Below are 23,413 nucleotides of genomic sequence, written 5' to 3'. Positions count from 1 at the left end.
GACGGCCGCGCACGCGGCGAGCGTCGCGATCGTCAGCGCGAGCGGCCGCAGCGCGGCCACCGGCAGGCCGAGCGCGGCGGCCTGGTCGTCGCCGAGCGCGAGCATGTCGAGCGGTTTCGCGAGCCATGCGAACACAGGCACCGCGAGCACGCACCACGGCAGCAGCATCGACACCTCGCCCCAGCTCCGGCCATAGGTACCGCCGACGAGCCACACGACGAAGCGCGCGGGCTGCACGCTTTCCTGCGTGATCAGCCATTGCGCGAGCGTGGTCCACAGCGCGCCGATCACGATACCGGTCAGCGCTACCGCGAGCGGCGCATAGCGATGCCGGTGATTCAGCGCGAGCGTGACTGCGAGCGACAGCCCGCCACCGATCAGCGCGGCGGCCGCGAGCGTCACATGGCCCATCAGCGGCCATGTCGACAACGCGAACAGCGTGACAAGCCCCGCGCCTTGCGTAACGCCCAGCACTTCGGGGCCCGCGAGCGGATTGCGCACGACGCTTTGCATCGCGACGCCGCTCACCGCCAGCAACGCGCCGGCAAGCAGCGCACACAACAGGCGCGGCATGCGCAGGTCGATCAGCATCCGCGCGAGCGCATCGTGGCCGGACAGCGCATCGGACCAGCGCGCGATCGACAGCCACTCGGGGCCGGCCGACACGCCGACGAACACGATCAGCACGCCTGCCACGACGAACAGCGCCGTGCGCAGCGGCCAGCCGAGCCGTTCGAGCCAGCCGACGAGCCGCGTCGAGCCGCCGCCCGACGCGCGTTCGGCATCCGCGTGCAGCACGCCCGACCACGCGGCGCCGCGCCGGATCATCGCGAGCATCAGCGGCGTGCCGACCAGCGCGATCGCGACGCCGGTCGACAGCGTGGCGTCGAGACCCGACGCGAGCACCGCACTGTCGGTGATGAGCACGAGCGCCCCCCCCGCGAGCGCCGACAGCGGCACCAGCACGCCGAGCCGCGCCGCACGCGCGCCGCGCACCTGGCGCAGCAGGTTCGGCGCGACGAGGCCGACATACGACAGCGGGCCCGCGATACTGACCGCCACGCTCGTGAACGCGACCGCGACGATCGTCGCGGCGAGCCGCGTCGCATCGACGCGCACGCCGGCCGCGGCCGCCGCATCGTCGCCGAGCGTGAGCGGATTCAGCGGCCTGATCACGAACGGCAACGCGACGAGCGGCACGACGAGCCAGCGCGCGGCGAGCGCGAGGCCCGTTGCACCCGGCTGGTAGAGGCTGCCGTTGGTCCACAGCGCGGCGCCCGCGATGTTCTGCTCGAAGAACGCGAGCACGAGCGTCGACAATGCCGCGAACAGCAGCATGCACACGCTGCCCGCGAGCACGAGGCGCAACGGCGTCGCGCGCCAGCCGCCGGCCGCGACGATCGCGCAGGCGGCCGCGGCGAGCCCGCAGACGAACAGCAGCGGCACCGACGCAACGCCGGCCAGCGCCGGCACGAGCATCGCCGCGAGCAGGCCGAGCTGGGCGCCGCCCGTCACGCCGAGCAGGTCGGGCGATGCGAGCGGATTACGCGTGAGCGACTGGAACAGCGCACCCGCGATGCCGAGGCAGCCGCCCGCGACGAGCGCGGCCGCGACGCGCGGCAGGTTGAGGTCGAACAGGAACACGTGCGCGAGCGCGGCGGCATCGCTGCCGGGCACGGCGTCCCACCACACGCGCAGATCGGGCGCGACGCGCAGCGCCGCGAGCAGCGCGATCAACGTCACGAGGCCGAACGCGATCGCGCCGGCCCGGCCCGACGCCGTGCCCTTCCCCGCCGCCGCGAGGCGCTTGCGCATCGCGAACGTCGTCATACGGCGAGATCCCGGTCGAAAGCGCCCACCGCCTGCGGCGCGCCGTCGGTCGTCGGCCCGTAGGCCGGCACGCACATCGGCGCGCCCGTCTGCGGATGCGAAAGCTTCAGCATCTCGACGCCGAACGCCGCGCGCAGCCGCGCCGGATCGAGCATCGCGTCGGGCGTGCCCTGCGCGACGAGGCGGCCCGCGCGCATCAGCACGATCTCGTCGCTGTACGCGGCCGCCTGGTTCAGGTCGTGCAGCACCCACACGATCGTCAGCCCGCGCGTGCGGTTCAGCGTGCGCAGCGCATCGAGGATGTCGAGCTGGTGATGGATGTCGAGGTAGGTCGTCGGTTCGTCGAGCAGCACGATCGGCGCCTGCTGCGCGAGCGCCATCGCGATCCATGCGCGCTGGCGCTCGCCGCCCGACAGCGCACCGACGTCGCGGTCCGCATCGTCGGCGAGGCCGCTCGTCTCGAGCGCCTCGTCGATCGCCGCATGGTCGGCCCGCGACAGGCCGCGCAGGAAGCCGCCATACGCATAGCGCCCGTACGCGACGAGCTCGCGCACCGTGAGGCCCGATGGAATCTGGTTGAACTGCGCGAGCATCGTCAGCTCGCGCGCGAGCGCGCGGCGGCGAAACGCCGCGAGCGGCTGGCCGTTGACTTCGACATGGCCGGCACGCGCGGGCTGCAGGCCCGCGAGCGTGCGCAGCAGCGTGCTCTTGCCGCAGCCGTTCGGTCCGCACAGCGCGGTTACGCGGCCGGCCGCGATCGACAGGTCCAGCCCGTCGATCACGACATGGTCGCGATACCCTACCGACAGCCCGCGCGCGGCAAGCGCGGCGGTACTACGCGTCATCAATCCTCCGTTCGGTCGCGCGGGACCGTATAACTCTGCGCCATCGCGACGACGACCTTGCGCGGCCCCTCGAACGGGTCGCGCGCATGCGCGGTCAGCATGTTGTCGAGCATCAGCACGTCGCCCGTGCGCCACGGGAACACGATGCGCTGCTGGTCGAGCACGCCGCGAATCTCCGCGAGCGCGTCGGCTTCGAGCGGTTCGCCGTCGCCGTAATACACGTTGCGCGGCACGTTCTCGAGCCCGACCGCGTCGACGAGCGCTTCCTGCATGTCGTCGTCGAGCGCCGACAGGTGAAACAGGTTCGCCTGGTTGAACCACACGCGCTCGCCGGTGCGCGGATGACGCGCGACGGCCTGGCAGCGTTCGCGGGTGCGCAGCAGCAGCTCGCCGTCGTCGTCGGTGCGCCACGCGCATTCGATGCCGCGCACCGCGCACATCCGCTCGACCTCGGCCGGCTCGTCGGTGCCGAACGACTGCTGCCACGGCAGGTCGAGCCCCTGCCCGAAATTGCGGACGTACAGCAGCTCGCGCTTCTCGAAACGCGCAATCAACGCGGGATCGAGCGCGCGATAGACGGCGCGGCTGTCGGCGATCGGCGTCGCCCCGCCCGTCGGCGCGGCGAGCGCGCAGTGGAACCAGATTCGCAGCGGCCATTCGCGCGTATACGACTGCTCGTTGTGCAGCGGAATCGCGCGGTGCGGCGGATATTCGGTCGACGTGTAGACCGCGCCTTCGACCTGGCTGCGCGGCGTCGATGCGTATTCATAGCCGATCAGCGGATCGCCGAACGACGCCGCGAACTGCTGGAACGCGTCGATCGACGGCACGTGAAAACCCGTGAACAGCACGCCGCCCGCCCGTTCGAGCGTGTCGGCCGCGATCTCGCGCGCCAGCGGCGCGACATCGTCGATCGACATGCCGTCGCTGCCGCGCGGCGACACGACGGTGGGCAGCCCCGGCTCGATACGCAGGTCGTCGAGCGTCGGCAACGAAAGCAGGGTCATGCAACGTCCTCTTCAGGTGGTGCGCCGGATCTCGGCGCAGCGGGTCACGACGCGCGCGATGCGCGCTCGCCGTCCATCGCGCGGCGCAGGCTCGCGGGGCGCATGTCGGTCCAGACGGTCTCGATGTGCGCGAGACAGTCGGCTTTCGGGCCGCTCACGCCGATCTCGCGCCAGCCGGCCGGCACGGGCCGGAATGTCGGCCAGATCGAATACTGTTCTTCGTCGTTGATGACGACCGTATAGACGAGGTCATCGGTGTCGGCGGAAGGCGTCGTGGCTTGCGTCATGATCGGGAATTGCTGAGGCGGTTGAAGGTGGCGAAGCGGCGGTTTCGGCCGCTCCTGTCTGATAGACGTTTGGCCGGCGCGGTTTTTTACCGGCGCCGTGCGCGGCCGCCCAGGAACACCGGGCACGCGACGCCGCGATGGCACGCGTCGAGGCATTCCGCGCAGTGGCGTTCCGCGTCGCGCACCATGAAATGCACGAGCGTCTGCGACACGTTCAGCGCGCGCGCCGCGGTCTGCAGCGTCTCCTCGCGCAGCCGCACCATCTCGAACGCCGCACGGCTGCGCGCCGGCAGGTCGTCGAGCGCGGCCCACACACGCCGCAGCGTGTCGCGCGTCAGCAGCGCGGCTTCCGGCGTCGGCTCGGGCGACGGCACGTCGAAGCCGTCGTCCTCTTCCGTGTGATAGACGTTCTCGAGGCTTTGCCGGCGGCACGCGTCGATCGACGCATTGCGCACCATCCGCGTCACGTATGCGACCGGCTGGCGCACCGCGTCCTGGTTCGGGAATTCGACGAGCTTCACGAACACGTCGTGCACGACGTCCTCGGCGCGGCTCGCGCAGCCGACGAAGCCGCGCGCGACATTGACGAGCATCGTCCGATGCGAGATCAGCACATCCAGCAACGCGCCCTGCGCACGGGGCTCCGCGGTGCGGCGCGCACGCGGCGGCCGGTCGGGAAAACTGCCGAGGAACGGGTTCGCCGCTGCCGTCGCCGGTCGTTCGAGCACTTCCGCCATCGCCATCGATCTGCTCCGTCAAATTCCGAGATAGCGCAATTTAACGTAAACGCAAATCATTCTCAATTCGATTACGAGATAACCCTTTCGGTTGTCAGGATTTGTCTGAACAATCGGCGAAATCGTTACTGGGGTAGATGGGACGCATGCTGCCGGCCGTGGCAGGCGGCCATCGACGCGTCTGTCCGGCGGATACGGCTGCCGCTGCTTTCACGGGGTTCTGACGAAACGCCTGCGGGTGTCGTGTCATGTGCGGTAGCAACTTCTTACCACGTGAAATTTTGAGGGCCCGTACGATCGACGTGCCGTTTCCCCAGGGAGAACAAACATGAAATCCATCGTGCTATCCGCTCTCATGCTGGGTGCGCTGTCGAGCGTGATGCTCACCGGATGTGTCGCCTATCCTGGCCCGGCCGAAGTCACGATCGGCTGGCATGGCGATCGTTACTGGGACGGAAATCGCTACTGGGAGCGCCGCGACTGGGAGGCACAGCATCGCGGCGGTCGTGACGAACGCCGCGAGGATCGCCGGGACGACCGTCGCGACGATCAGCGGCCGCAGTGGTAATGCGCTGCCGCTCCCGTGATCCGCTATTCAACGACAGGACCTCAAATATGAAGACGCTACTCAAGACCCTGACCGTCGCGGCGCTCGCCGCCGCTGTACTCGTGCCCGCCATCGCCGAAGCCCATCCGCACCGCGTGTGTCACTTCGAGCATCACCATCACAAGGTTTGCCGCTGGGTGCGGTAAACGACACAAGGCGCCGGGGAACCGGCGCCTTGCTTCATCGCTTTACCTGCATGCGACCGTGATCGCTAGCGTGCGGCCGGTAGCAGCCGGCATTGCACCAGCCGCGCCGGGGTGACCGGCATGCGGCAGACGTCTCGCCGTATCGCGGCGTTCGGCTTTGCCGCCAGCATGCGTGACATCGTCTTCGGCTGCGACGCCCGTACCCGCGATGCGTCCGCACCCGGGCTCGCCGGCCGCAATGCACGCAGCGTCGCCGCATCGATGTGCACTTGCCAGAATTGCGGCCTCCCGTCGGGGTCGTCTTCGCGATAGCCCTGCCCCGTGATGGTCTGCCCGTCGGGGCTCACGCCGATCACGCGGCTCAGATTCAGCGTGCCGACCGACAGGCCGGCCGCTTCGAGCAACGCAACGAGGCTGCGCATGCCGCTTTGCGGCGTCCACACGAAGACGCGCGCGACACCGGTCTGCCCGTTGCTCGATTCGCCGATGACGACCCGCCCGTCCGTGCTGATCGATGACGCGTAGCTGCTGTCATCGCCGTCGAGAAAACCGAGCCGCTGGATGCTGTCGCCGCCGTTCGTCCACAGCACGGCTTCCGAATCGAGCCGTTGTCCATCCGGCGTGTCCACGAGGGTGCCGAGCGAGCCGGCGATCGTCCGTTCGTCTTCGGTCACGCCACGGGCCATATCCATTCTGGCCACGCCCGCGTTGATCGTCGGCAACAGTCGTTCGCCGGTTCGTTCTGTCCAAAGGAGCGCGCGCGAACCATACACGCCGTCGACGTTGCCGGCGAACCCGGTTGCAGCATTCCCGGACGAGGTCATCGCGAGCAGTTGCACGAGATAGTCGCCGCCCGGCGGCAACTCGCGGAAACCCCTCGGCTGGTCCCACATGAACCGTGCATTCCGGCCGCCTGTCGCCGTGAAGCTGCCAGTCATCCTCGTGCCGGCGAGGTTCGCAACTTCGACCGATGCGCCCCGGCCCGCCGTATCCGGAACGAGTTTCTGTGTGCGACCGTCGCCGGGCCATCGCACCGCCCATCGATCGAGGTTGCTGCTGTCCGCCTGGCGCGCGCTGATCGAGCCGCCGATTACCTGCCCATCGGCCGACACCGTCTGTGCCTGCGAGTCATAGGCGTTCGCCGGCGCGGCCAGCCGCTGCCAGCCCGTCGCGGCCGACCAAGAGAAGGCCATCGAGCCACCGGGCTGCGCTTCGCTCCAGTAGGAACCGACGATCGTCTTGCCGTCCGCGCTGACGGCATTGCCGTGGTACTGCACGTCGCGCGGCCCGCCCAGGTCTCCAATCACCGTCAGCGAATAACCGCCGGCCGATACCGTCTGCGCGTGAACCGCGCTCATTGCCGACACGGCCAGCACGGCCGCGACGACACTGCGTCTCGGATGCATCCCCTTCTCCTCCGTCCGTACATCAATGAAAATTCAGTGCGGGCAGCATGTTGCGCTGCGCACGCCGCTCATGCTGCACCACGCTCAATACAGGAAAATCCGGATCGTTGCGGCTGCGTCGAACGGCCCGATCTTCGGTGGTCCGAACGACTTGAGCACCGCATCGAGCATCACGGTCTGATTCGCGACGTTGGCCGCAAACTGCGTGAGCGTGAACTGCTTGTTGAATTCGATCGCCTTGCCCTGACTATCTTCGAGGCCGATCCCGAAATTGCTGTTCGCTGCCGGTACCAGCAAACCGTTCTGCACGGTGCCCTTGGTCGCCTCGAAATAGCCGTCGACGCGAATCGGGATGCTGCATTTCTTCGTCAGCGACAACGAGAACCGCCGGCGCGGCACGGCCGGCAGGAAGCCATTGCCGGACGCCTGCACCTGACCGAAATTGACGATGCCGGGCTCGGGCGTCACCAGCACGTCGACGAGGCACGGTGTCGGCTTCAGGCGCGACAACCCGCTCAGCCGGTACTGAAAACTCGATCGGGCCGCGTTGAGGCCGTATTTGCCGTCGAACTGGAAGACCGCATAGATATCGTTCGGCGGCTGCATCCATTGACCCTTCTTGCGCACCACCACCTGATAGGTAATGCTGAGCGGCACCTTCTCGCAGCGCCCCCATGCAAAGTCCCGGGGCGAGCACGGACCCACTTCGGTGGTGGTTTCCACACGCGCGCTCGGCCCGCTACCCAGGCCGAAATAGTCCCGGCCACCATAGCGAATGCCGATTTCCAGTCCCCATGCGGCGGGATCCTGCATTCTCGGGTTCGCGTAGAAGTAAACCTTCTCGGAAAAGGCCAGTGCGTCCCCGCCGTAGTCCTTGTAGCAGTACCCCGTCGTCGTGCGCGGCGGCGATACCCAGATCACGTACCCGTCCTGCGCGTCCGTCGGATACGATGCGACGCCGCCGATCGGCTCAGTAAGCGAATCCGCGCCGCCGTCGCTCAGGCAGCGCAGCGCCCATGCCGGCTGCACCACCGCGATCAGCATCGCGAGCACGACCCAGCGCAGCCATGCCGCGAGCGGCGCCAGGCGTTGTCTTGCGCCCCCGCTCATTTCTTCACGCTCTTGCAAGCACCGGCCTCACACGCATACTCGACCGCCACCTGGCCGCCGTAGTCGTCCACATGCGTGACGAACAGCGTCGACGGCGTCGCGGCCTTGAACGGCACGTCGGCCGTGCTCATCGGGCTGACCATCACCGGGTCCAGCGGCACGGGCGTCTTCTGCGCGCCCGAAGCCAGGTTGACGATCGTGATGTGATACGGCGTCGGGTTGTCGAACACGAGCGTGTGCGCGGCCGAATCGACCCGCAACGTCATCGGCAGCGTCCAGTCCTCGTCGCGCGCCGGCTGCACGGCCTTCGGGCGATAGAACAGCTTCATCTGCGTATGCAGCGCGATCTGCAGCGTGTTCGGCGTATCCGTCTTCGGCGGCACTTCGCGGATGTTCAGGTAGAACACCGATTCGCGATCGGCCGGCAGCTCGGTGCCCGGCAGCTTCGCGATCCGCAACACGTTGCGCTCGTTCGCCTCGACACGCTGCAGCGGCGGCACGACCATCAGCGGCGACGTGATCTTGTTGCCCTTCGCGTCCTCGAGCCACGACTGCACGAGATACGGGTATGTCGTGCTCTTGTTGGTGATCGTGACGATCGCGGCCTGTTCGCCTTCGTTGAAGATCACGCGCGTGCGATCGGGCACGATCGCCGCCTGCGCGGCGCCTGCGAACAGCGCGCCGGCGGTCGCGAGCACGCACCATGCGCGCCGCGAAAAGGAAAGGGAGAAGGAATTTTTCATCGCGGGATCCGTGAATTCATCGTTCGACCCGTGCGGCCGCTGCATGCGACTCGCCGGGCGTCTGGCACGTCACCGGAATCGGCGTGCCTTCGAGTTGGAGCTGGTTCGGCAGCGTGTCGATCGTGCAGAGCGTGCGTTCGCCCGCACGCACCGCCAGCGTGGATTTCGGCTGAACCTGGGTCAGGAACGCCGCACCGCCCTCGCCGACGATGCCGAGTTCCTTGCCGTTCGCCACGTCCTGCACCGATGCGCCGAACGGCAGCGGCTTGCCGGCCGGGTCGGTCAGCGTCAGGTACAGGTTGCTGCCGCGCGCGGCGGAAAACTTCACGAAGCCGATCGCGCCGTCGGTCAGCACCATGCGCTGGATCGGGTTCGTCACCTGCACTTCGAGCGGCAGCTTCTCGACGTTGACGGTCGCGTCGTACACGTTGTACGGCGAGATGCCGTCGAGCACCGCATAGCCGCGCGAATCGGTATGCGAGAGCGTGCCGGACAGCGGCACGTCGGGCACGCCGTCGGTCGACACCAGCAGGCGCGTGTCGCCCGAATTGCCGTTCGCATGCGCCGCCACGCCGTATTGCGTCGCGACGAACGAACCGTCGACTTCGAGCGATGCCGCCGCATACGCATTGGCCAGCGTCGACGCCTGTGCGGTCAGCTGATACGCGGACGAGCGCTGGCGGTAGCTCGCGTTCGCCGACGCACGCCCGTCGGTCGCGCCCGCGTTGACCTGGTAGGTCCGGCCATTCGGATCGTCGTAGATATAGCCCGCATTCACGCTCGTGCTGCCGCTGCCCGTCGTCAGGTTCGACGTGACGGTGTGGCGGCCGCCGATCGGCAACGTCGCGGTGACCGAGACCTGGTTGCCGCTAGCACCGGCGCTCTGCGTACGGAAAGCCGACACGCTCACGTTCAGGTTGCGCAGCGTGCCGATCGAGAACGCCCGCGTCAGCGTGAGGCCGACGCGCTGCTCGTTCGCACGTTCCCAGTAGGTCGTCTGGTCGTAGGAAAAATAAGTCGACGTGTCGCCGAAACGCTTCGACAGCGTCGCCGAGTAGCGCTGCTTGCTGTTGGCGAGGCCGTACGCGGTCGGGTCGCCCGAGAACTGCGCGAAGTTCGTGTATTCGCGCTCGGAGAAGCGATAGCCGAAGAAACGCACGTCGGCGTCGAGCCCGTCGAAGTGCTTCGAATAGTTGATGCGGTACGAGTTGCCGTTGCGGGTCGCGCCGTTCCACCACAGCTTCGCCCGCGCATGCGTGACGTCGGCCGACAGCGCGCCGAACGCGCCGAAATCGCGGCCCACGCCGAGCGCGATCGACGTGTAGCCCGACGCGGCGATGAAACCGCCATACGCCGTGACGTCGAACGGCAGGCCGTACGCGATTTCACCGAAGCCGAAGAACGGCGTGATGCCGGCACCGCCGAACAGCCGCGGCTTGCCGACGGCAGCCTTGTAGCGCAACTGCCCGGCGCGCGCGAGGAACGGCACGGCGGCCGTCGTCACCTGGAAGCGCTGCACGCTGCCGTCCTCTTCCTCGACCGCGACGTCGAGCGTGCCCTGCACGCTCGTATTGATGTTCTGCAGCGCGAAGGCGCCCGGCGACACGCGCGTCACGTACAACACGCGGCCTGCCTGCGACACGGTCACGGTCGCGTTGGTGCGGGCGACGCCCGAAATCAGCGGCGCATAGCCGCGCAACGATGGCGGCAGCATGCGGTCGTCGCTGCGGATCGACGCGCCCGTCAGCGCGAACGTGTCGAAGATATCCGAAGTGAGGTAGTCGTCGCCGAACGTCACCGTCGACTGGATCGACGGCAGCGCACGAAATGCATAAAGCCGGCTGAAGCGGAACGTGCGGTCCGCGTAGGCCGTATTGCCCACGTTCGATTGCGCCTGGTAGTCGCCGCGAAAGCGCCATGCATCCCAGTTCGCGCCAACCGTCCCGTAGGCCTGGATCGAATTCGTCTGGCGGCCGTCCGTTCCGAAGTTGCGGTTCGTGTTCGCGATCACGCGATAGTCGAGCATCGCGCCCGGAATCCCTTCGGACCAGCGCGACGGCGGCAGGTAGGTCGAATCGGTGAACTCGAGCGCGGCCTGCGGAATCGTGATCTTGAGCCGCCCGTCGCTTTTGAGGTAACGCACGGTCGCCCCCTCGATCGCGCCGAGGTCGACGCAACGTCCGCCCTGGAAGCGCGGCAGGTCCTTCAGGAGCGACGGCTTCAGCCCGAACTGCGCGACGAGTTCCGGCGGCAGGCACGGCTTGCCCGCCCCCGATGTGTCGACGGCGATGAACTCGATCGCCTGCAGCCCGTAGAACAGGTCGTTGACCTGCACGTCGAGCATGTACTCGCCGGGCAGCGTGAAGTCAGCCTGCGAGAACTGCGACAGATCGACGTTGTTCGAGCCGTCGATGTTCAGGAACGACGAATTGAATTCCGTCGCATGGCTCTGGCTGCTGACAACCAGCACGGAGACGCAAAGGAAGGAATGTCTGATTCGCACGCGGCGCTACCGGAAGTCCAGGGAGGGAGAAAAGGAGGAAAAACGAACGAGGAAGGGTGCGCGCACCCTTCCCCGGTACGGCGGCTTACTGGTAGCGGACGGTGAAGTTCGCGACGCCCTCGGCGGTACCCGGCGTCACGCCGGCTGCGGTTGCTTCGTACATGGCCGCGAAGCGTGCGACGTTCGTGCCGTTCTGCAGCACGGTCGGTGCCTTCTGCTCGGCGCCGTTGTCGAGGTATTCGCCCGATGCTGCCTGCAGGCGGATGCCGACGTTGGTCGCCGAACCGATCGTCGCGAGCAGCTTCGGCTGGCCTGCGCTCGACGTGCCCGTGAACGTGAAGTACGCGTTCTGCGCGACGCTCGTGTCGCAGTCGGTCAGCTTGATGTCGAAGTTGGTCGGCGTGGACTTGTCGCCGGCCTGCTTGAACACGTTGGTCGGCACCTTGCCGAGGTTCACGGTCTGGTTGACCGAACCCGAATCGATGCCGCATGCGCCCGCGACGATCTCGCCCGTGAAGTTGATCGTGCCGGTGCCCGCTGCGAAGGCCGAGGTCGACAGGGCCGCGAGTGCGACAGCGGTCAGGAGGGATTTTTTCATGACGTTACCCGTAAGGAGTACAAATGGAGTAGATGACGTGGCGGACACAAACGGCAGCGTGTGGTGGCTCCCGTCCGTCACGAGGCCGCATTATCGAGATAATCGTGAAAGTTTTCTGTAAATCATTGTCAAATGCTTCTGACAATGTTCGATTCAGCCCTCTAAATCCACACTATTTCTCGTCGATTTCCAATCCCGTGATTTTTATCCGCAGTCCTTTTTTATTCGACGGAAGCAATTGAAGATTAAAGATATTTTCGATAGATAGTCGCCACCACCCCGCTCGTCCTTGCTAGCATTGGCTCCGGGAAAGTCATCCGCGAAAAGGACAAAACATTGTCCAGAGCCGCCATCGTTGTCCGGCGGCAACGCCGATATCAAATCATTTTCAACAAACAGGAAATTAAAGATCGATTCAATCAATATAATTTTTTCGCGCAAACGATTGCGCAATGAGTACAAACGTTTTACTGCGACACTTTGCCGCCCTCATTATTTCCAATATATGATTAATTCGATCGTCAATTCCGGATCGTAAATCGCACGCATGAGCGGTCGCCGAAACTCGACATCCGGACCGCATCGCATGGGAGAAGGAAGGAGAAATGTCCCGCACACGTTTGCGCGGAATGGCGACACGAGCGGTCGCAAGACGAGGGCTGCTCCGGAACGCACGCGTGCGGTTGCGACACGACGAAAAGCGTCCTGACCGGCCTGTCAGTGGGGAAAGATATCGCTGGAGCAACGGTGCGGATCGAAGGAAGCGGCGGTAGCACGTCGAAGCGTACCGCCGCCGTCATGCCGCCCGACGCGTCGTCGCGTCAGGCGACAGGCATTACGCGGATGCCGCGGCCTCCGCCGGCGACCAGCCGCCGCCGAGCGCACGGTACAGCGTGATCGCATTCGCGAGCCTGAGCTGCTTGAGCCGGATCAGCTCCTGCCCCGACTCGTACGTGCTGCGCTGCGCGTCGAGCAGTTCGAGATACGTCGCGACACCGCCCGCGTAGCGGCGCTCGGCGAGCTTCAACCGTGCACCGTCGGCCACATACACGTCCTGCTGTGCGGCAAGCTGGCGATCGATCCAGTCGCGCGCGGCGAATGCGTCGGCCACTTCGCGGAACGCGGTCTGCACCGTCTTCTCGTAATCGGCAACCGCGATGTGCTTGCGCGCGTTCGCGACGTCGAGGTTCGCGCGATTGCGTCCGCCCGCGAAGATCGGCAGCGTGAGGCGCGGCGCGAACGTCCACACGTTCGTGCCGCCGCTGAACAGGCTCGAGAACGCATCGCTGACCGAGCCATAGTCGCTCGTCAGCGTGATGCGCGGGAAGAACGCCGCGCGCGCGGCGCCGATCTGCGCGTTGGCTGCCTTGAGGCGTGCCTCTGCCTGCCGGATGTCCGGCCGCCGTTCGAGCAGCGCACTCGGTGCACCGGGCGCCACGGGCGCGATCGACAGTGCGTCGAGCGCAGTCGTGTCATCCGGCACGTTGCGCGCGAAGTCGCCCGCGAGCAACTGCAGCGCCCGCACGGACTGCGCATGCTCGCGCTGCAGCGCGGCCTGCGATGCACGCGCGGATGCCACCAGCATCTCGGCCGAACGCAGCTCGATCGCGTCGCTCGTGCCGGCCGCATAACGGCGCTGCGTGAGCGCGGCCATGCGTTGGCGCGCATCCAGCGTGCGCTGCGCCAGCGCGAGCTGCTCGTGCAGCGAGCGCTCCGATACGTACGCGCCCGCCACGTCGGCGATCACGCCGATGCGTACCGTGCGTTGCGCGTTCGCCGTCGCGAAATATTCGGCGAGCGCAGCATCGGACAGGCTGCGCACGCGGCCGAACAGGTCGAGCTCGTACGCGCTGATGCCGACGCCCGCGCGATACAGCCCGCTGATCGCGCTTTCGCGCACGACCGGGTCGTACTGGCGCGTACGGTCATAACCCAGATTCGCATCGACCGACGGCATCTGATCCGCGCGCTGCACGCCGTACAGCGCGCGCGCTTCCTCGAGGCGGCCGGCCGCGACCCGCAGGTCGCGGTTGTTCGCGAGCGCCGCGTCGATCCACGCCTGCAGCGCGGCATCGGTAAAGTAGGCGCGCCAGTCGTCGAGCAGCGCGGTGTCGGCGGGCGACACCTCGGCCGCCGGTGCGGCACTGCCGTCGACCGGCGCATAGGTCGCAGGCACCGGTGCCGCCGGCCGCTCGTTACGCGGCGCGAGCGTGCAGCCGGCCAGCGCGAGCGCGGCGGCCAGCGCAACCTGGGCCCGCAGCACGGCGCGTGCATTCAGCGCAAACATTATCGAGAACCCTCCATCGTCGCCGGCTGTGCCCCGCCGCGCCGGCGCGGGCCGACGTCGAACAGGCGGCCGACGATCACGAAAAACAGCGGAACGAGGAACACCGCGAGCACGGTCGCCGTGATCACGCCGCCCAGCACGCCGGTGCCGATCGCCATCTGCGCGCCGGACGCGGCGCCCGACGCGAACGCGAGCGGCAGCACGCCGACGCCGAATGCGAGCGACGTCATCACGATCGGCCGCAGCCGCAGGCGCGCGGCCTCGAGCGCCGCGTCGACGAGCGACATGCGCTGCGCGACCAGGTCCTTCGCGACTTCGACGATCAGGATCGCGTTCTTCGCGGACAACCCGATCGTCGCGATCAGCCCCACCTTGAAGTAGATGTCGTTCGGCATCATCCGCAGCGTGACGCCGAGCACCGCACCGATCACGCCGAGCGGCACGACCAGCATCACCGCGAACGGAATCGACCAGCTCTCGTAGAGCGCCGCGAGCGCGAGGAACACGACGAGCACCGACAGCGCGAACAGCATCGGCGCCTGCGCACCCGACAGCCGCTCCTCGAACGACTGCCCCGACCACGCGAAGCCGGTGCCGGCCGGCAGCTTCCCGGCGAGCCGCTCGATCGCGGCCATCGCCTCGCCGCTGCTGTGGCCTGCCGCGGCCGAGCCGTTGATCGTGAACGACGGAAAGCCGTTGTAGCGCGTGAGCTGCGGCGGCCCGAGCGTCCAGTGCAGCGTCGTGAACGCCGCGAGCGGCACCATCTCGCCATGCGTGTTGCGCACGCGCAGCTTCTTCACGTCGTCCGGATCGAGCCGGTGCAGCCCGTCGGCCTGCACGACCACGCGCCGCACCTGCGTGCCGTGCATGAAGTCGCCGATATAGTCGGAGCCGAACATCACCGCGAGCGTCGTGTTGATCTCGTCCATCGACACGCCGAGCGCGGACGCCTTCGCGCGATCGATGTCGAGCTTAAGCTGCGGCGCGTCCTGCGTACCGGCGAACATCAGGTCGGTCAGCGCCGGATCCTTGCGGCCCGTCTCCAGCAACTGCTCGCGCGCGGCGCTGAACGTCGCGTAGTCGAGCCCGCCGCGGTTCTGCAGCCGGAAGTCGAAGCCGCTCGACGAGCCGAGATCGGGCAGCGCCGGCGAGTTCATCGCGAATACCGTCGTGTTCGGCGTGCTCGCGAAGCGCTCGTTGATGCGCGCGACGATCGCCTGCACGTGCGCGTCTTCGTTCTTGCGTTCCTTCCAGTTCTTCAGCGTGACGAAGATCATCCCGCCGTTCGGCCCTTCGCCGTACAGGTTGAAGCCGCCGAGCGCATACGTGAACGCGGTCGGCTCGTCGCGGCGGATGGTCGACTCGACTTCCCGCACGCTCTGCATCGTTTCCGCGAGCGGCGTGCCTTGCGGCCGGATCACCATCACCATGAAGTTGCCCTGATCCTCGTCCGGCAGGAACGCGGTCGGCAACTGCGTGAGCATCAGCACCGCGGCGCCGGTCAGCGCGCCGTACACGACGAGCCAGCGCACCGGCTTCTTCAGCATCTTGCCGACGCGCGTGGCATAGCGCTGCGTCGAGCTCGCGACCAGGCGGTTGAACCAGCCGAAGAAGCCGCGCTTCTCGTGATGGTCGCCCGACACCGGCTTGAGCAGCGTCGCGCACAGCGCGGGCGTCAGCGACAGTGCAAGGAAGGCCGAGAAGCCGATCGACACCGCGAGCGACAGCGCGAACTGCCGGTAGATGTTGCCCACCGCGCCGCCGAAGAACGCCATCGGCAGGAACACCGACGTCAGCACCACGGTGATCCCGACGATCGCGCCGCTGATCTGCTTCATCGCCTTGACGGTCGCGTCATAGGGCCCGAGCCCCTCCTCGACCATCAGCCGCTCGACGTTCTCGACCACGACGATCGCGTCGTCGACGAGGATACCGATCGCGAGCACCATCCCGAACATCGTCAGCACGTTGATCGAGAAACCGGCCGCATACATCACGCCGAACGTGCCCGCGAGCGCGACCGGCACGACCAGCGTCGGGATCAGCGTCGCACGCAGATTCTGCATGAACAGGAACATCACGAGGAACACGAGCACGCCGGCCTCGATCAGCGTCGTGACGACCTTGTTCATCGACACGCGCACGAACGACGACGTCTCGTACGGGATCTGGTATTTCACGCCCGGCGGGAAATACGCGGACAGCTCGTCCATCGTCGCGCGCACGCGCTTCTCGGTCGAGACCGCGTTCGAGCCCGGCGCGAGCTTGATGCCCATCCCGGTCGCGACCTTGCCGTTCACGTACGACGGATAGTTGTAGTCGTTGCCGCCGAACTCGACGCGTGCGACGTCGCGCAGGTACAGCGCGGAGCCGTCGGACTGCGTGCGCAGCGCGATCGCGCCGAAATCGGCCGGCGTCTTCAGCGGCGCATCGGCGAACACGGTCGCCGCGATCGGCGCGCTGGCCGGCACCGCGGCGCGGCCGATGTCGCCGATGGTCACGCGCGCGTTGTGCGCACGCACCGCCGACGCGATATCCGACGCGGTGAGGCCGTGCCCGGCCATCTTCACCGGGTCGGGCCAGATCCGCATCGCGTACTCGGCGCCCCAGAACTGCACGCGGCCGACGCCCTCGACGCGACGCAGCGCCTGCACGACGTTCGCCGACGCATATTCGCCGAGCTGCACGTCGGTCATCCGCCCGTCGTCGGACGTCAGCGAGACCACGAGCTGGATGTTGTCGGCGGCCTTCTCGACCTGGATGCCGTCGCGTCGCACCGGTTCGGGCAGCCGCGCCTCGACCGTCTTCAGCCGGTTCTGCACTTCGACGGCCGCGAGATCGGCGTTCACGCCCTGCTTGAACGTCAGGTACAGCGACGCGGCCCCCGCACTGCTGGTGGCCGACGTGTACATCAGCCCCGGCGCGCCGTTCATTTCGCGCTCGATCAGCGCAGTCACCGATTCCTCGACGACCTGCGCGGACGCGCCCGGGTACGTCGCATAGATGCTGACGACGGGCGGCGCGATGTCCGGGTACTGCGCAACGGGTAGCGCGCGGATCGCGAATGCGCCGCCCAGCATGATGAAAATTGCGATCACCCACGCGAAGACGGGGCGATCGATGAAGAAACGTGCCATGGTGGTGTGGTGTTGACCAGTCAGGTTTGACGGGCGGCCGCCTGCGAAGCGGCCGCTGCCGGCGCTGCCTTCGACGGCGGCGCCTTCTCGACGGGCTTAACGGCCGTGTCGGGCGCGAACTGCGCGGCGTTGTCGACGATCACGCGCTCGCCGCCCGCGAGGCCGCGCGTGATGCGCCAGTCATGGCCGCTCATCTGGTCGGCCGTGACCTCGACGTCCTTGACCTTGCCGTTCGTGCCGACGACCCGCACCGACGAGCGGTCGGCCGCGCGCAGCAGCGCATCGCGCGGCACGAGGATCGCCCGCTGGTCGACCGCCGTGTCGAGCGCGATCCGCACATACGCGCCCGGCAGCAGCTCGCGCTCCGGATTCGGGAACAGCGCGCGCATCGCGACGGTGTCGGTGGTCGGATCGACCGCGAGATCGCTGAACAGCAGCTTGCCCTTCAGCGGATACGCCGTGCCGTCGGCGCGCAGCAGCGTCACCGCGATGTCGTGCTGCGCGATGCCCGTCGCCCGCCCGCTCTTCACCGCGCGGCGCAGCGCGTCGACGTCGGCGGCCGGCTGCGAGAAGTTCACGTAGATCGGATCGAGCTGCTCGACGGTCGTGAGCGGCGTCGCCTGGTCCTGGCCGACGAGCGCGCCTTCGGTCACGAGCGCGCGCCGGGCGCGGCCCGCGATCGGCGCGGTGACGGTCGCATAGTCGAGCTGCAACTGCGCGCGCGCGAGCTCCGCCTTCGCGGAAGCGACGTCGGCCTTCGCCTGCGTGTCGGCCGCGACGGCCTCGGTGTGGTCGCGTTCGCTCACCGCGCGGTCGCGCACGAGATCGTCGTAACGGCGGCGCTTGTCGCTCGCCGCGAGCGCGGCGGCCTGCGCCTTCGCGAGCGCCCCCTGCGCGGCGTCGCGCGCGGCCTTCAACGGCGCGGGATCGATGCGGAACAGTACCGCGCCCTGCTTCACTTCCTGGCCTTCCTCGTAGGTGCGCGCGGTCACGATGCCCGCGACCCGCGCACGCACTTCCGCCTGCCGGTACGCGTCGAGCCGGCCCGGCAATTCGACGGTCATCGGCACGGCCGTCGGACGCACCGTCACGACCGTCGCCTGTTTCGCGGCCTCCGGCGCGGCGTCCTTGTCGCCCTTTCCACATCCGGCCAGGGCCAGCACGGCCGCCAGCGCGAACGGCGCCAACCGGTGGCGCAACAGGGAGCGATTGTTATTCATGTGTGACCTCGGATCGTTCGCCACCGATAAAATGCGGCGGCTCAGGGTGGCCGATTATAATCAGTCACGACTGATTAAATACACACCGTTTCAATCTGACCGCCACACTGTCTCAATAAAACGACAGCGAATTGTAAGGAATTTCAGGACATGGCCCGCAAGACCCGCGAAGAATCGCTCGCCATCAAGCACCGGATCCTCGACGCCGCCGAGCTCGTGCTGCTCGAGAAAGGCGTGGCGCAAACCGCGATGGCGGACCTCGCCGAGGCCGCCGGGATGTCGCGGGGCGCCGTCTACGGCCATTACCGCAACAAGATGGAAGTGTGTCTCGCGATGTGCGACCGCGCGTTCGCGCGCACGTCGGAAGGCTTCGACGCGGGCGAAGGGCTGCCCCCGCTCGCCACGCTGCGGCGCGCCGCGTCGCACTATCTGCAGGAATGCGGCGAGCCGGGCCCGATGCAGCGCGTGCTCGTGATCCTCTATACGAAGTGCGAGCAGAGCGAGGAAAACGGCGCGCTGCAGCGGCGCCGCATGCTGCTCGAATTGCAGATGCTGCGAATCACGAAGGCGCTTCTGCGCCGCGCGATCGCGGCCGGCGAAGTCGCCGCCGATCTCGACGTGCACCTGGCCGCCGTCTATCTCGTCTCGCTGCTCGAAGGCGTGTTCGCGTCGATGATCTGGACCAACCGGCTGCGCGGCAACCTGTGGAACGACGCGGAAGCCATGCTCGATGCCGGCTTCGACACGGTGCGCACGTCCGCCGCGCTGCGCACCCGCGCGCACAAATTGCCGGACTGACGTGAATTGTCGTAATAAATGCTGATTTAACCCGATTTACCGCACTGCGAAACGAATGAGCTGACCCTCTTTAAAATTTTTAACGTTTTGCGGAACATCGGTAGACTGACGCTGTCATCTTTCTTTAGCGTCTTCGTGATAACCGGGTACGACCCGGTATGCACGCCGCCGTTCGATGCGGGCCCGCCCCGCGCGTTGGGTCGAACGGAAACGACACAGGCTCCTGGCGGGGCCTGTTTTGTTGCACGCCCGCCGCCCGCCCCGTCGCTGTCCGACGGATGTGCCGCCGGTGGACCCTGCCCACACCCCTTTGAACCGCTTTCCTGGATGTGGACACCTTGGTCAAGTCTGCCGCTACCCCTGATGCTTTCGCGCCCGGCCGCGCGCAGCGCATTGCGCGCGCCCTCGTGCCGGCCGCCGTGCTCGGCGCCCTTGCTGCACTCGGCCTCGCCGCGCTGCCGGCCGTGTCGCAACTGCCGGGCGCCGTCGACTCGGGCACGGCCGCGCTGCCGCAGCGCGTGCTGTCCGACACGCCGTTTCCCACCGCGCAGCATTTCGTGACGAGCGAGCTCGCCCGCACGATCGGCGAGCGCAACGATGCCGGCGAACGCAACGACCGCAGCCAGCAGCCGGGGCTGTTCGCGCCGCTCAGCGCGCACCGCAACGACATGCTCGGCTACGCGAGCCTGTTCCAGTTCGCGGCCCCCGAAAACCAGCACGGGATGCGCGCGGGCGACATCGAGCTCACGCTGTCCGATACGCTGAACCGTCTCGACGTGCCGCCCGAGGTGCGCATCCAGCTCGGCGATCTCGTCAGCGGCAAGGTCGCGATGCGGGCGAGCGCGCAGCGCGGCGACTACTACCGCGTCGCATTCGATACGAGCGACGGCACGCCGCGCCTCACCGCGCTCGAACTGCGCATTGCCGGCCGCACGTTCGGCGCGATCTGGTTCCGCGCGCCGGGCGCCGAGCACGGCGCGTACTACGCGCTCGACGGCTCGCCGCTCGAGGCCGCTGCCTTCACGATGCCGGTCAAGTGGACGCGCATCAGCTCGTTCTTCGGCGAGCGCATTCACCCGCTGTCGCAGGCGATGGCGTTCCACACGGGCGTCGATCTCGCCGCGCCGAGCGGCACGCCCGTCGATGCGGCGGCCGACGGCGTCGTATCGTTCGTCGGCACCGATCCGGGCGGCTACGGTCGCTACGTGATCGTCGATCACGCCGATGGGTACTCGACCTACTACGCGCACCTGTCCGCGTTCGCGCACGGCCTCAAGACGGGCGAGACCGTGAGGCAGGGCCAGCGTATCGGCTCGGTCGGGATGACGGGCGCCGCGACGGGCCCGCACCTGCACTTCGAAGTGCGCGTCGCGAACAATCCGGTCGATCCGCTCGTCACGCTCGCGAGCGCGCAGACGGCGCTGTCCGACATGCAGCTCACCGCCTTCCGCCAGGAAGCGGCGCAATGGCGCTTCCGTCTCGCATCGATCAGTACGGCGCCGTTCGCGTTCGCGCAGAACGACGGGCCGCTGTGGGGCGATTTCGCGACCGATTCATCGACGCTGCGCGCCGTCTTCAATACGCATTACTCGGCGTCGTGATGCACGTGCCGCCCGCCGTCGCTCGATGAGCAGCGGCGCGCGCGGCCGGCCCTCTACCGTCGTGGTCCGTGCTGCCCGGCGTTCTACCCGCGGCATACTTTCATCGATACGGCCTCGTCGGCTATTCGAAACGGCCGCGGCATGCCGTCACCGCGCGGGTTCCGTATACTCGGCCGCCGCGTGCGCGGCGCGTTCCGCGCGCGGGCGCCGCGACAGCAGCCAGCGGGCCGCGCCGTCGAGCGACGTGCACAACACCAGATAGATCAGCGCGACGAACAGGAAGATCGGTGCCGGATACACCATCAGCCGGTTGTTCACCTGCGTCGCGACGAACGACAGCTCCGGCACGCCGACGATATACGCGAGCGACGTGTCCTTCACGAGCGCGACCCACTGGTTGACGAACGACGGCGTCATGATCCGGATCGCCTGCGGCAGCAGCACGTAGCGCACCGTCTGCCAGTGCGTGAGCCCGAGCGACAGCCCGGCCTGCCATTGCCCGTCGCCGGCCGCGACGATGCCCGCATGCACCGCGTGCGCGAGATACGCGCCGCCGATCAGCGCGAGCGCGCACACGACCGTCGCGAGCCCCGGCACGTCCATGTGCAGCAGCATGGGCATCAGGAAGTAGGTCCAGAAAATCAGCATCAGCACGGGAATCGCGCGGAAGAAGCCGATGAACGCGAGCAACAGCACGCGCACGGGGCCGCGCGCGAGCGCCATCGCAACGCCGAGCGCGATGCCGAGCACGGCCGAGGCGACGGCCGACGCGATCGCGAGCAACAGCGACAGCGCGGCGCCGCCGAGCGGCCCTTCCGGGAAGGCGCCGACGAGCAGGTACGGCAGATTGGCGAGCAGCAGCGAAAAATCCATTGTCAGCGCCCCGCTCCCAGCCGGTCGCGCCATTGCGTGGCGGCATACGCGCCCGCTTCGATCGCGGCCACCGCCGCGACGTACAGCACGGTAGCCACGCCGAAGGCGGCGAACGTCTTGAACGTCTCGGTCTCGACCTGCCGCGATGCATACGACAGCTCGGCCACGCCGATCGCCATCGCGAGCGACGAGTTCTTCACGAGATTCATGTATTGGCCGAACAGCGGCGGCAACGCGATGCGCACCGCCTGCGGCAGCACCACGTAACGCAGCGACTGCATCGGCGTGAGGCCGAGTGCGGCCGCCGCATCGTGCTGTGCGCGCCGCACACCGCGCAGGCCGGCTTCGCACTCCTCGGCGACGAACGCGGCCGTATAGGCACTCAGCCCGACCCAGCCCGCGACGAATTCGAACGACGGCCACGCAAGCGTGAACGGGCCGATGCTCAACGCATGACGCGCGTTCAGCCACGCGATCCATGTATCGGGCAGCAGCGACGCGACACCGAAATACCAGAACAGCAATTGCACGAGCAGCGGCGTGTTGCGGAACGTGACGACGTACGCGGCCGCCACCGTGCGCGGCGCCGTGCCGCGCGCATGCCGCATGACCGCGAGCAGCAGCCCGCCGGCGGTCGCGACGACGGCCGACGCGGCCGCAAGGCCGAGCGTCAGCAGGAAGCCCTGCCAGAGCCAGGACAAATATTTGGGAGCCAACCCGAGCATGCTGTGTTGCGGGCGCGAAGCGCGCGATCGGAAGAAAACGGAAAGCGCCGCGCGGCCGAGGGTCCGGCCGGTCGCGGCGCGCGTGCGATGCGGATCAGGTCTTGTCGCCGATCCGGAAGATGCGCGTGAGCGGCGTCTTAGTCGTGGGCCCGAACCATGCATCGTAGATCTGCCCGGCGCGGCCGTTCGCCTCGAGCCCCTTCAGCGTGTCGTTGACGAAGCCGAGCAGGCGCGTCTCGCCCTTCGGCACGCCGACGCCCATGTAGTCGTTCGAGATGGTGAACGCCGGGATCTCGTAGTTCTGCTTGTCGGGCACGTTCGCGAGCAGCCCGATGAGCTTCGGGCCGTCCTGCGTGATCGCCTGCACGTTGCCGGCGCGCAGCGCGGCAAATGCGAACGGCGTGTCGTCATACGCGACGATCGTCGCCTTCGGGAATTTCTCGCGCAGCGTGATCTCGTTGGTCGTGCCCTTGTCGGCGCCGACGCGCAGCGCGTTCAGCTGGTCGGCCGATTTCAGCACGCCCTTCTTCGCGAGAAACTGCTGGCCCGACGAGAAATACGGAATGCTGAAGTCAACCTGCTTCGCGCGCTCGTCGGTGATCGTGAAATTCGCGAGCACGAGATCGACCTTGCCGGACGTCAGGAACGGAATGCGGTTCGCGGGGTTGGTCGGCTGGAGCTGCAGCTTTACGCCGAGCTTGTCGGCGAGCGCCTTCGCATAGTCGACGTCGAGGCCGACGATGTGATTGCTTTTGCCGTCGACATAGCCGAACGGCGGGTTGCTGTCGAACGTTGCGACGCGCAGCACACCGGCCTTCTTGATGTCGTCGAGACGATCCGCATGCGCGACGGCGCCGGCGGTGATGAGCGCAGCTCCGACGAGCCACGTAGCGAGCGTGTGGAATTTCATGAGCACGACCTGATTTGTTATGAAGGCCGCCGCGGATCGCGCG

Annotated in this window: 20 protein-coding genes; 4 read left to right on the top strand and 16 right to left on the bottom strand. The window is 67.5% G+C overall.

All coding sequences use genetic code 11. From position 1 onward, the window contains the following. The 5 genes from fhuB to F3J15_RS29115 form a co-directional block, all read right to left on the bottom strand. Positions 1 to 1,830: Fe(3+)-hydroxamate ABC transporter permease FhuB (gene fhuB / locus F3J15_RS29135; protein ID WP_166895540.1), on the bottom strand; the 1,830-nt coding region annotated here is incomplete at its 3' end. Beyond that, positions 1,827 to 2,675, bottom strand: coding sequence for an ABC transporter ATP-binding protein (locus F3J15_RS29130; RefSeq protein WP_069247924.1), 849 nt, complete (start codon positions 2,673 to 2,675; stop codon positions 1,827 to 1,829). The genes F3J15_RS29130 and fhuB, both read right to left, overlap by 4 nt. Beyond that, a complete protein-coding gene (locus tag F3J15_RS29125) occupies positions 2,675 to 3,682 on the bottom strand; it encodes a TauD/TfdA family dioxygenase (protein ID WP_166895538.1) in 1,008 nt (335 codons plus the stop codon). The genes F3J15_RS29130 and F3J15_RS29125 overlap by 1 nt, the downstream gene beginning before the upstream one ends. A 44-nt stretch (positions 3,683 to 3,726) precedes the next feature. After that, positions 3,727 to 3,969 carry an MbtH family NRPS accessory protein gene (locus tag F3J15_RS29120; protein ID WP_011351933.1) on the bottom strand — a complete coding sequence of 81 codons (243 nt, stop codon included), beginning with the start codon at positions 3,967 to 3,969 and terminating at the stop codon, positions 3,727 to 3,729. A gap of 86 nt (positions 3,970 to 4,055) precedes the next feature. Further along, positions 4,056 to 4,712 (bottom strand): RNA polymerase factor sigma-70, encoded by a 657-nt coding sequence (locus F3J15_RS29115; RefSeq protein ID WP_089445595.1) that lies wholly within the window; start codon positions 4,710 to 4,712, stop codon positions 4,056 to 4,058. Positions 4,713 to 5,034: 322 nt separating this feature from the next. On the opposite strand from F3J15_RS29115, the gene F3J15_RS29110 reads away from it, so the two are divergent. Continuing rightward, positions 5,035 to 5,274, top strand: coding sequence for a hypothetical protein (locus F3J15_RS29110; RefSeq protein ID WP_166895536.1), 240 nt, complete (start codon positions 5,035 to 5,037; stop codon positions 5,272 to 5,274). A gap of 47 nt (positions 5,275 to 5,321) precedes the next feature. Next, a complete protein-coding gene (locus F3J15_RS29105; RefSeq protein ID WP_163008971.1) occupies positions 5,322 to 5,459 on the top strand; it encodes an HHHH-motif protein in 138 nt (45 codons plus the stop codon). A 65-nt stretch (positions 5,460 to 5,524) separates the two neighbouring features. Here F3J15_RS29105 and F3J15_RS29100 read toward each other — a convergent pair whose 3' ends face one another. The 8 genes from F3J15_RS29100 to F3J15_RS29065 form a co-directional block, all read right to left on the bottom strand. Next, positions 5,525 to 6,865, bottom strand: coding sequence for a calcium-binding protein (locus F3J15_RS29100; RefSeq protein ID WP_166895534.1), 1,341 nt, complete (start codon positions 6,863 to 6,865; stop codon positions 5,525 to 5,527). An 84-nt stretch (positions 6,866 to 6,949) separates the two neighbouring features. After that, positions 6,950 to 7,975, bottom strand: coding sequence for a fimbrial protein (locus F3J15_RS29095; RefSeq protein ID WP_166895532.1), 1,026 nt, complete (start codon positions 7,973 to 7,975; stop codon positions 6,950 to 6,952). Next, positions 7,972 to 8,718 carry a molecular chaperone gene (locus tag F3J15_RS29090; protein WP_166895530.1) on the bottom strand — a complete coding sequence of 249 codons (747 nt, stop codon included), beginning with the start codon at positions 8,716 to 8,718 and terminating at the stop codon, positions 7,972 to 7,974. The genes F3J15_RS29095 and F3J15_RS29090 overlap by 4 nt, the downstream gene beginning before the upstream one ends. 16 nt (positions 8,719 to 8,734) lie before the next feature. Then, a complete protein-coding gene (locus F3J15_RS29085) occupies positions 8,735 to 11,188 on the bottom strand; it encodes a fimbria/pilus outer membrane usher protein (protein ID WP_166895528.1) in 2,454 nt (817 codons plus the stop codon). A gap of 118 nt (positions 11,189 to 11,306) precedes the next feature. After that, a complete protein-coding gene (locus F3J15_RS29080) occupies positions 11,307 to 11,819 on the bottom strand; it encodes a fimbrial protein (protein WP_089445590.1) in 513 nt (170 codons plus the stop codon). Positions 11,820 to 12,654: 835 nt separating this feature from the next. Then, positions 12,655 to 14,106: an efflux transporter outer membrane subunit gene (locus tag F3J15_RS29075; RefSeq protein WP_166895526.1), complete on the bottom strand. Its 1,452-nt coding sequence runs from the start codon at positions 14,104 to 14,106 to the stop codon at positions 12,655 to 12,657. Continuing rightward, positions 14,106 to 17,243 (bottom strand): multidrug efflux RND transporter permease subunit, encoded by a 3,138-nt coding sequence (locus F3J15_RS29070; RefSeq protein WP_166895524.1) that lies wholly within the window; start codon positions 17,241 to 17,243, stop codon positions 14,106 to 14,108. The genes F3J15_RS29075 and F3J15_RS29070 overlap by 1 nt, the downstream gene beginning before the upstream one ends. Positions 17,244 to 17,263: 20 nt before the next feature. After that, positions 17,264 to 18,463, bottom strand: a complete 1,200-nt coding sequence (locus F3J15_RS29065; protein WP_166895523.1) for a MexX/AxyX family multidrug efflux RND transporter periplasmic adaptor subunit — start codon at positions 18,461 to 18,463, stop codon at positions 17,264 to 17,266. Positions 18,464 to 18,613: 150 nt separating this feature from the next. On the opposite strand from F3J15_RS29065, the gene F3J15_RS29060 reads away from it, so the two are divergent. Continuing rightward, a complete protein-coding gene (locus F3J15_RS29060) occupies positions 18,614 to 19,261 on the top strand; it encodes a TetR family transcriptional regulator (RefSeq protein ID WP_166895521.1) in 648 nt (215 codons plus the stop codon). A 338-nt stretch (positions 19,262 to 19,599) separates the two neighbouring features. Beyond that, a complete protein-coding gene (locus F3J15_RS29055; protein WP_166895519.1) occupies positions 19,600 to 20,862 on the top strand; it encodes a M23 family metallopeptidase in 1,263 nt (420 codons plus the stop codon). A 147-nt stretch (positions 20,863 to 21,009) separates the two neighbouring features. On the opposite strand, the gene F3J15_RS29050 is transcribed toward F3J15_RS29055, so the two are convergent. The 3 genes from F3J15_RS29050 to F3J15_RS29040 form a co-directional block, all read right to left on the bottom strand. Further along, positions 21,010 to 21,735, bottom strand: coding sequence for an amino acid ABC transporter permease (locus tag F3J15_RS29050; protein WP_166895517.1), 726 nt, complete (start codon positions 21,733 to 21,735; stop codon positions 21,010 to 21,012). A gap of 2 nt (positions 21,736 to 21,737) precedes the next feature. Further along, on the bottom strand, positions 21,738 to 22,460 hold the full coding sequence (locus F3J15_RS29045) for an amino acid ABC transporter permease (RefSeq protein ID WP_166895515.1): 723 nt from the start codon (positions 22,458 to 22,460) through the stop codon (positions 21,738 to 21,740). A gap of 94 nt (positions 22,461 to 22,554) precedes the next feature. After that, complete coding sequence (locus F3J15_RS29040) at positions 22,555 to 23,370, bottom strand: ABC transporter substrate-binding protein (protein WP_166895513.1); 816 nt, start codon at positions 23,368 to 23,370, stop codon at positions 22,555 to 22,557. Positions 23,371 to 23,413 lie beyond the last annotated feature (43 nt).

The sequence above is a fragment of the Burkholderia sp. Ap-955 genome (assembly GCF_011753045.1).
Classification (GTDB): Bacteria; Pseudomonadota; Gammaproteobacteria; order Burkholderiales; family Burkholderiaceae; genus Burkholderia; species Burkholderia lata_D.
This window is presented reverse-complemented; position numbering and strand designations above follow the sequence as displayed.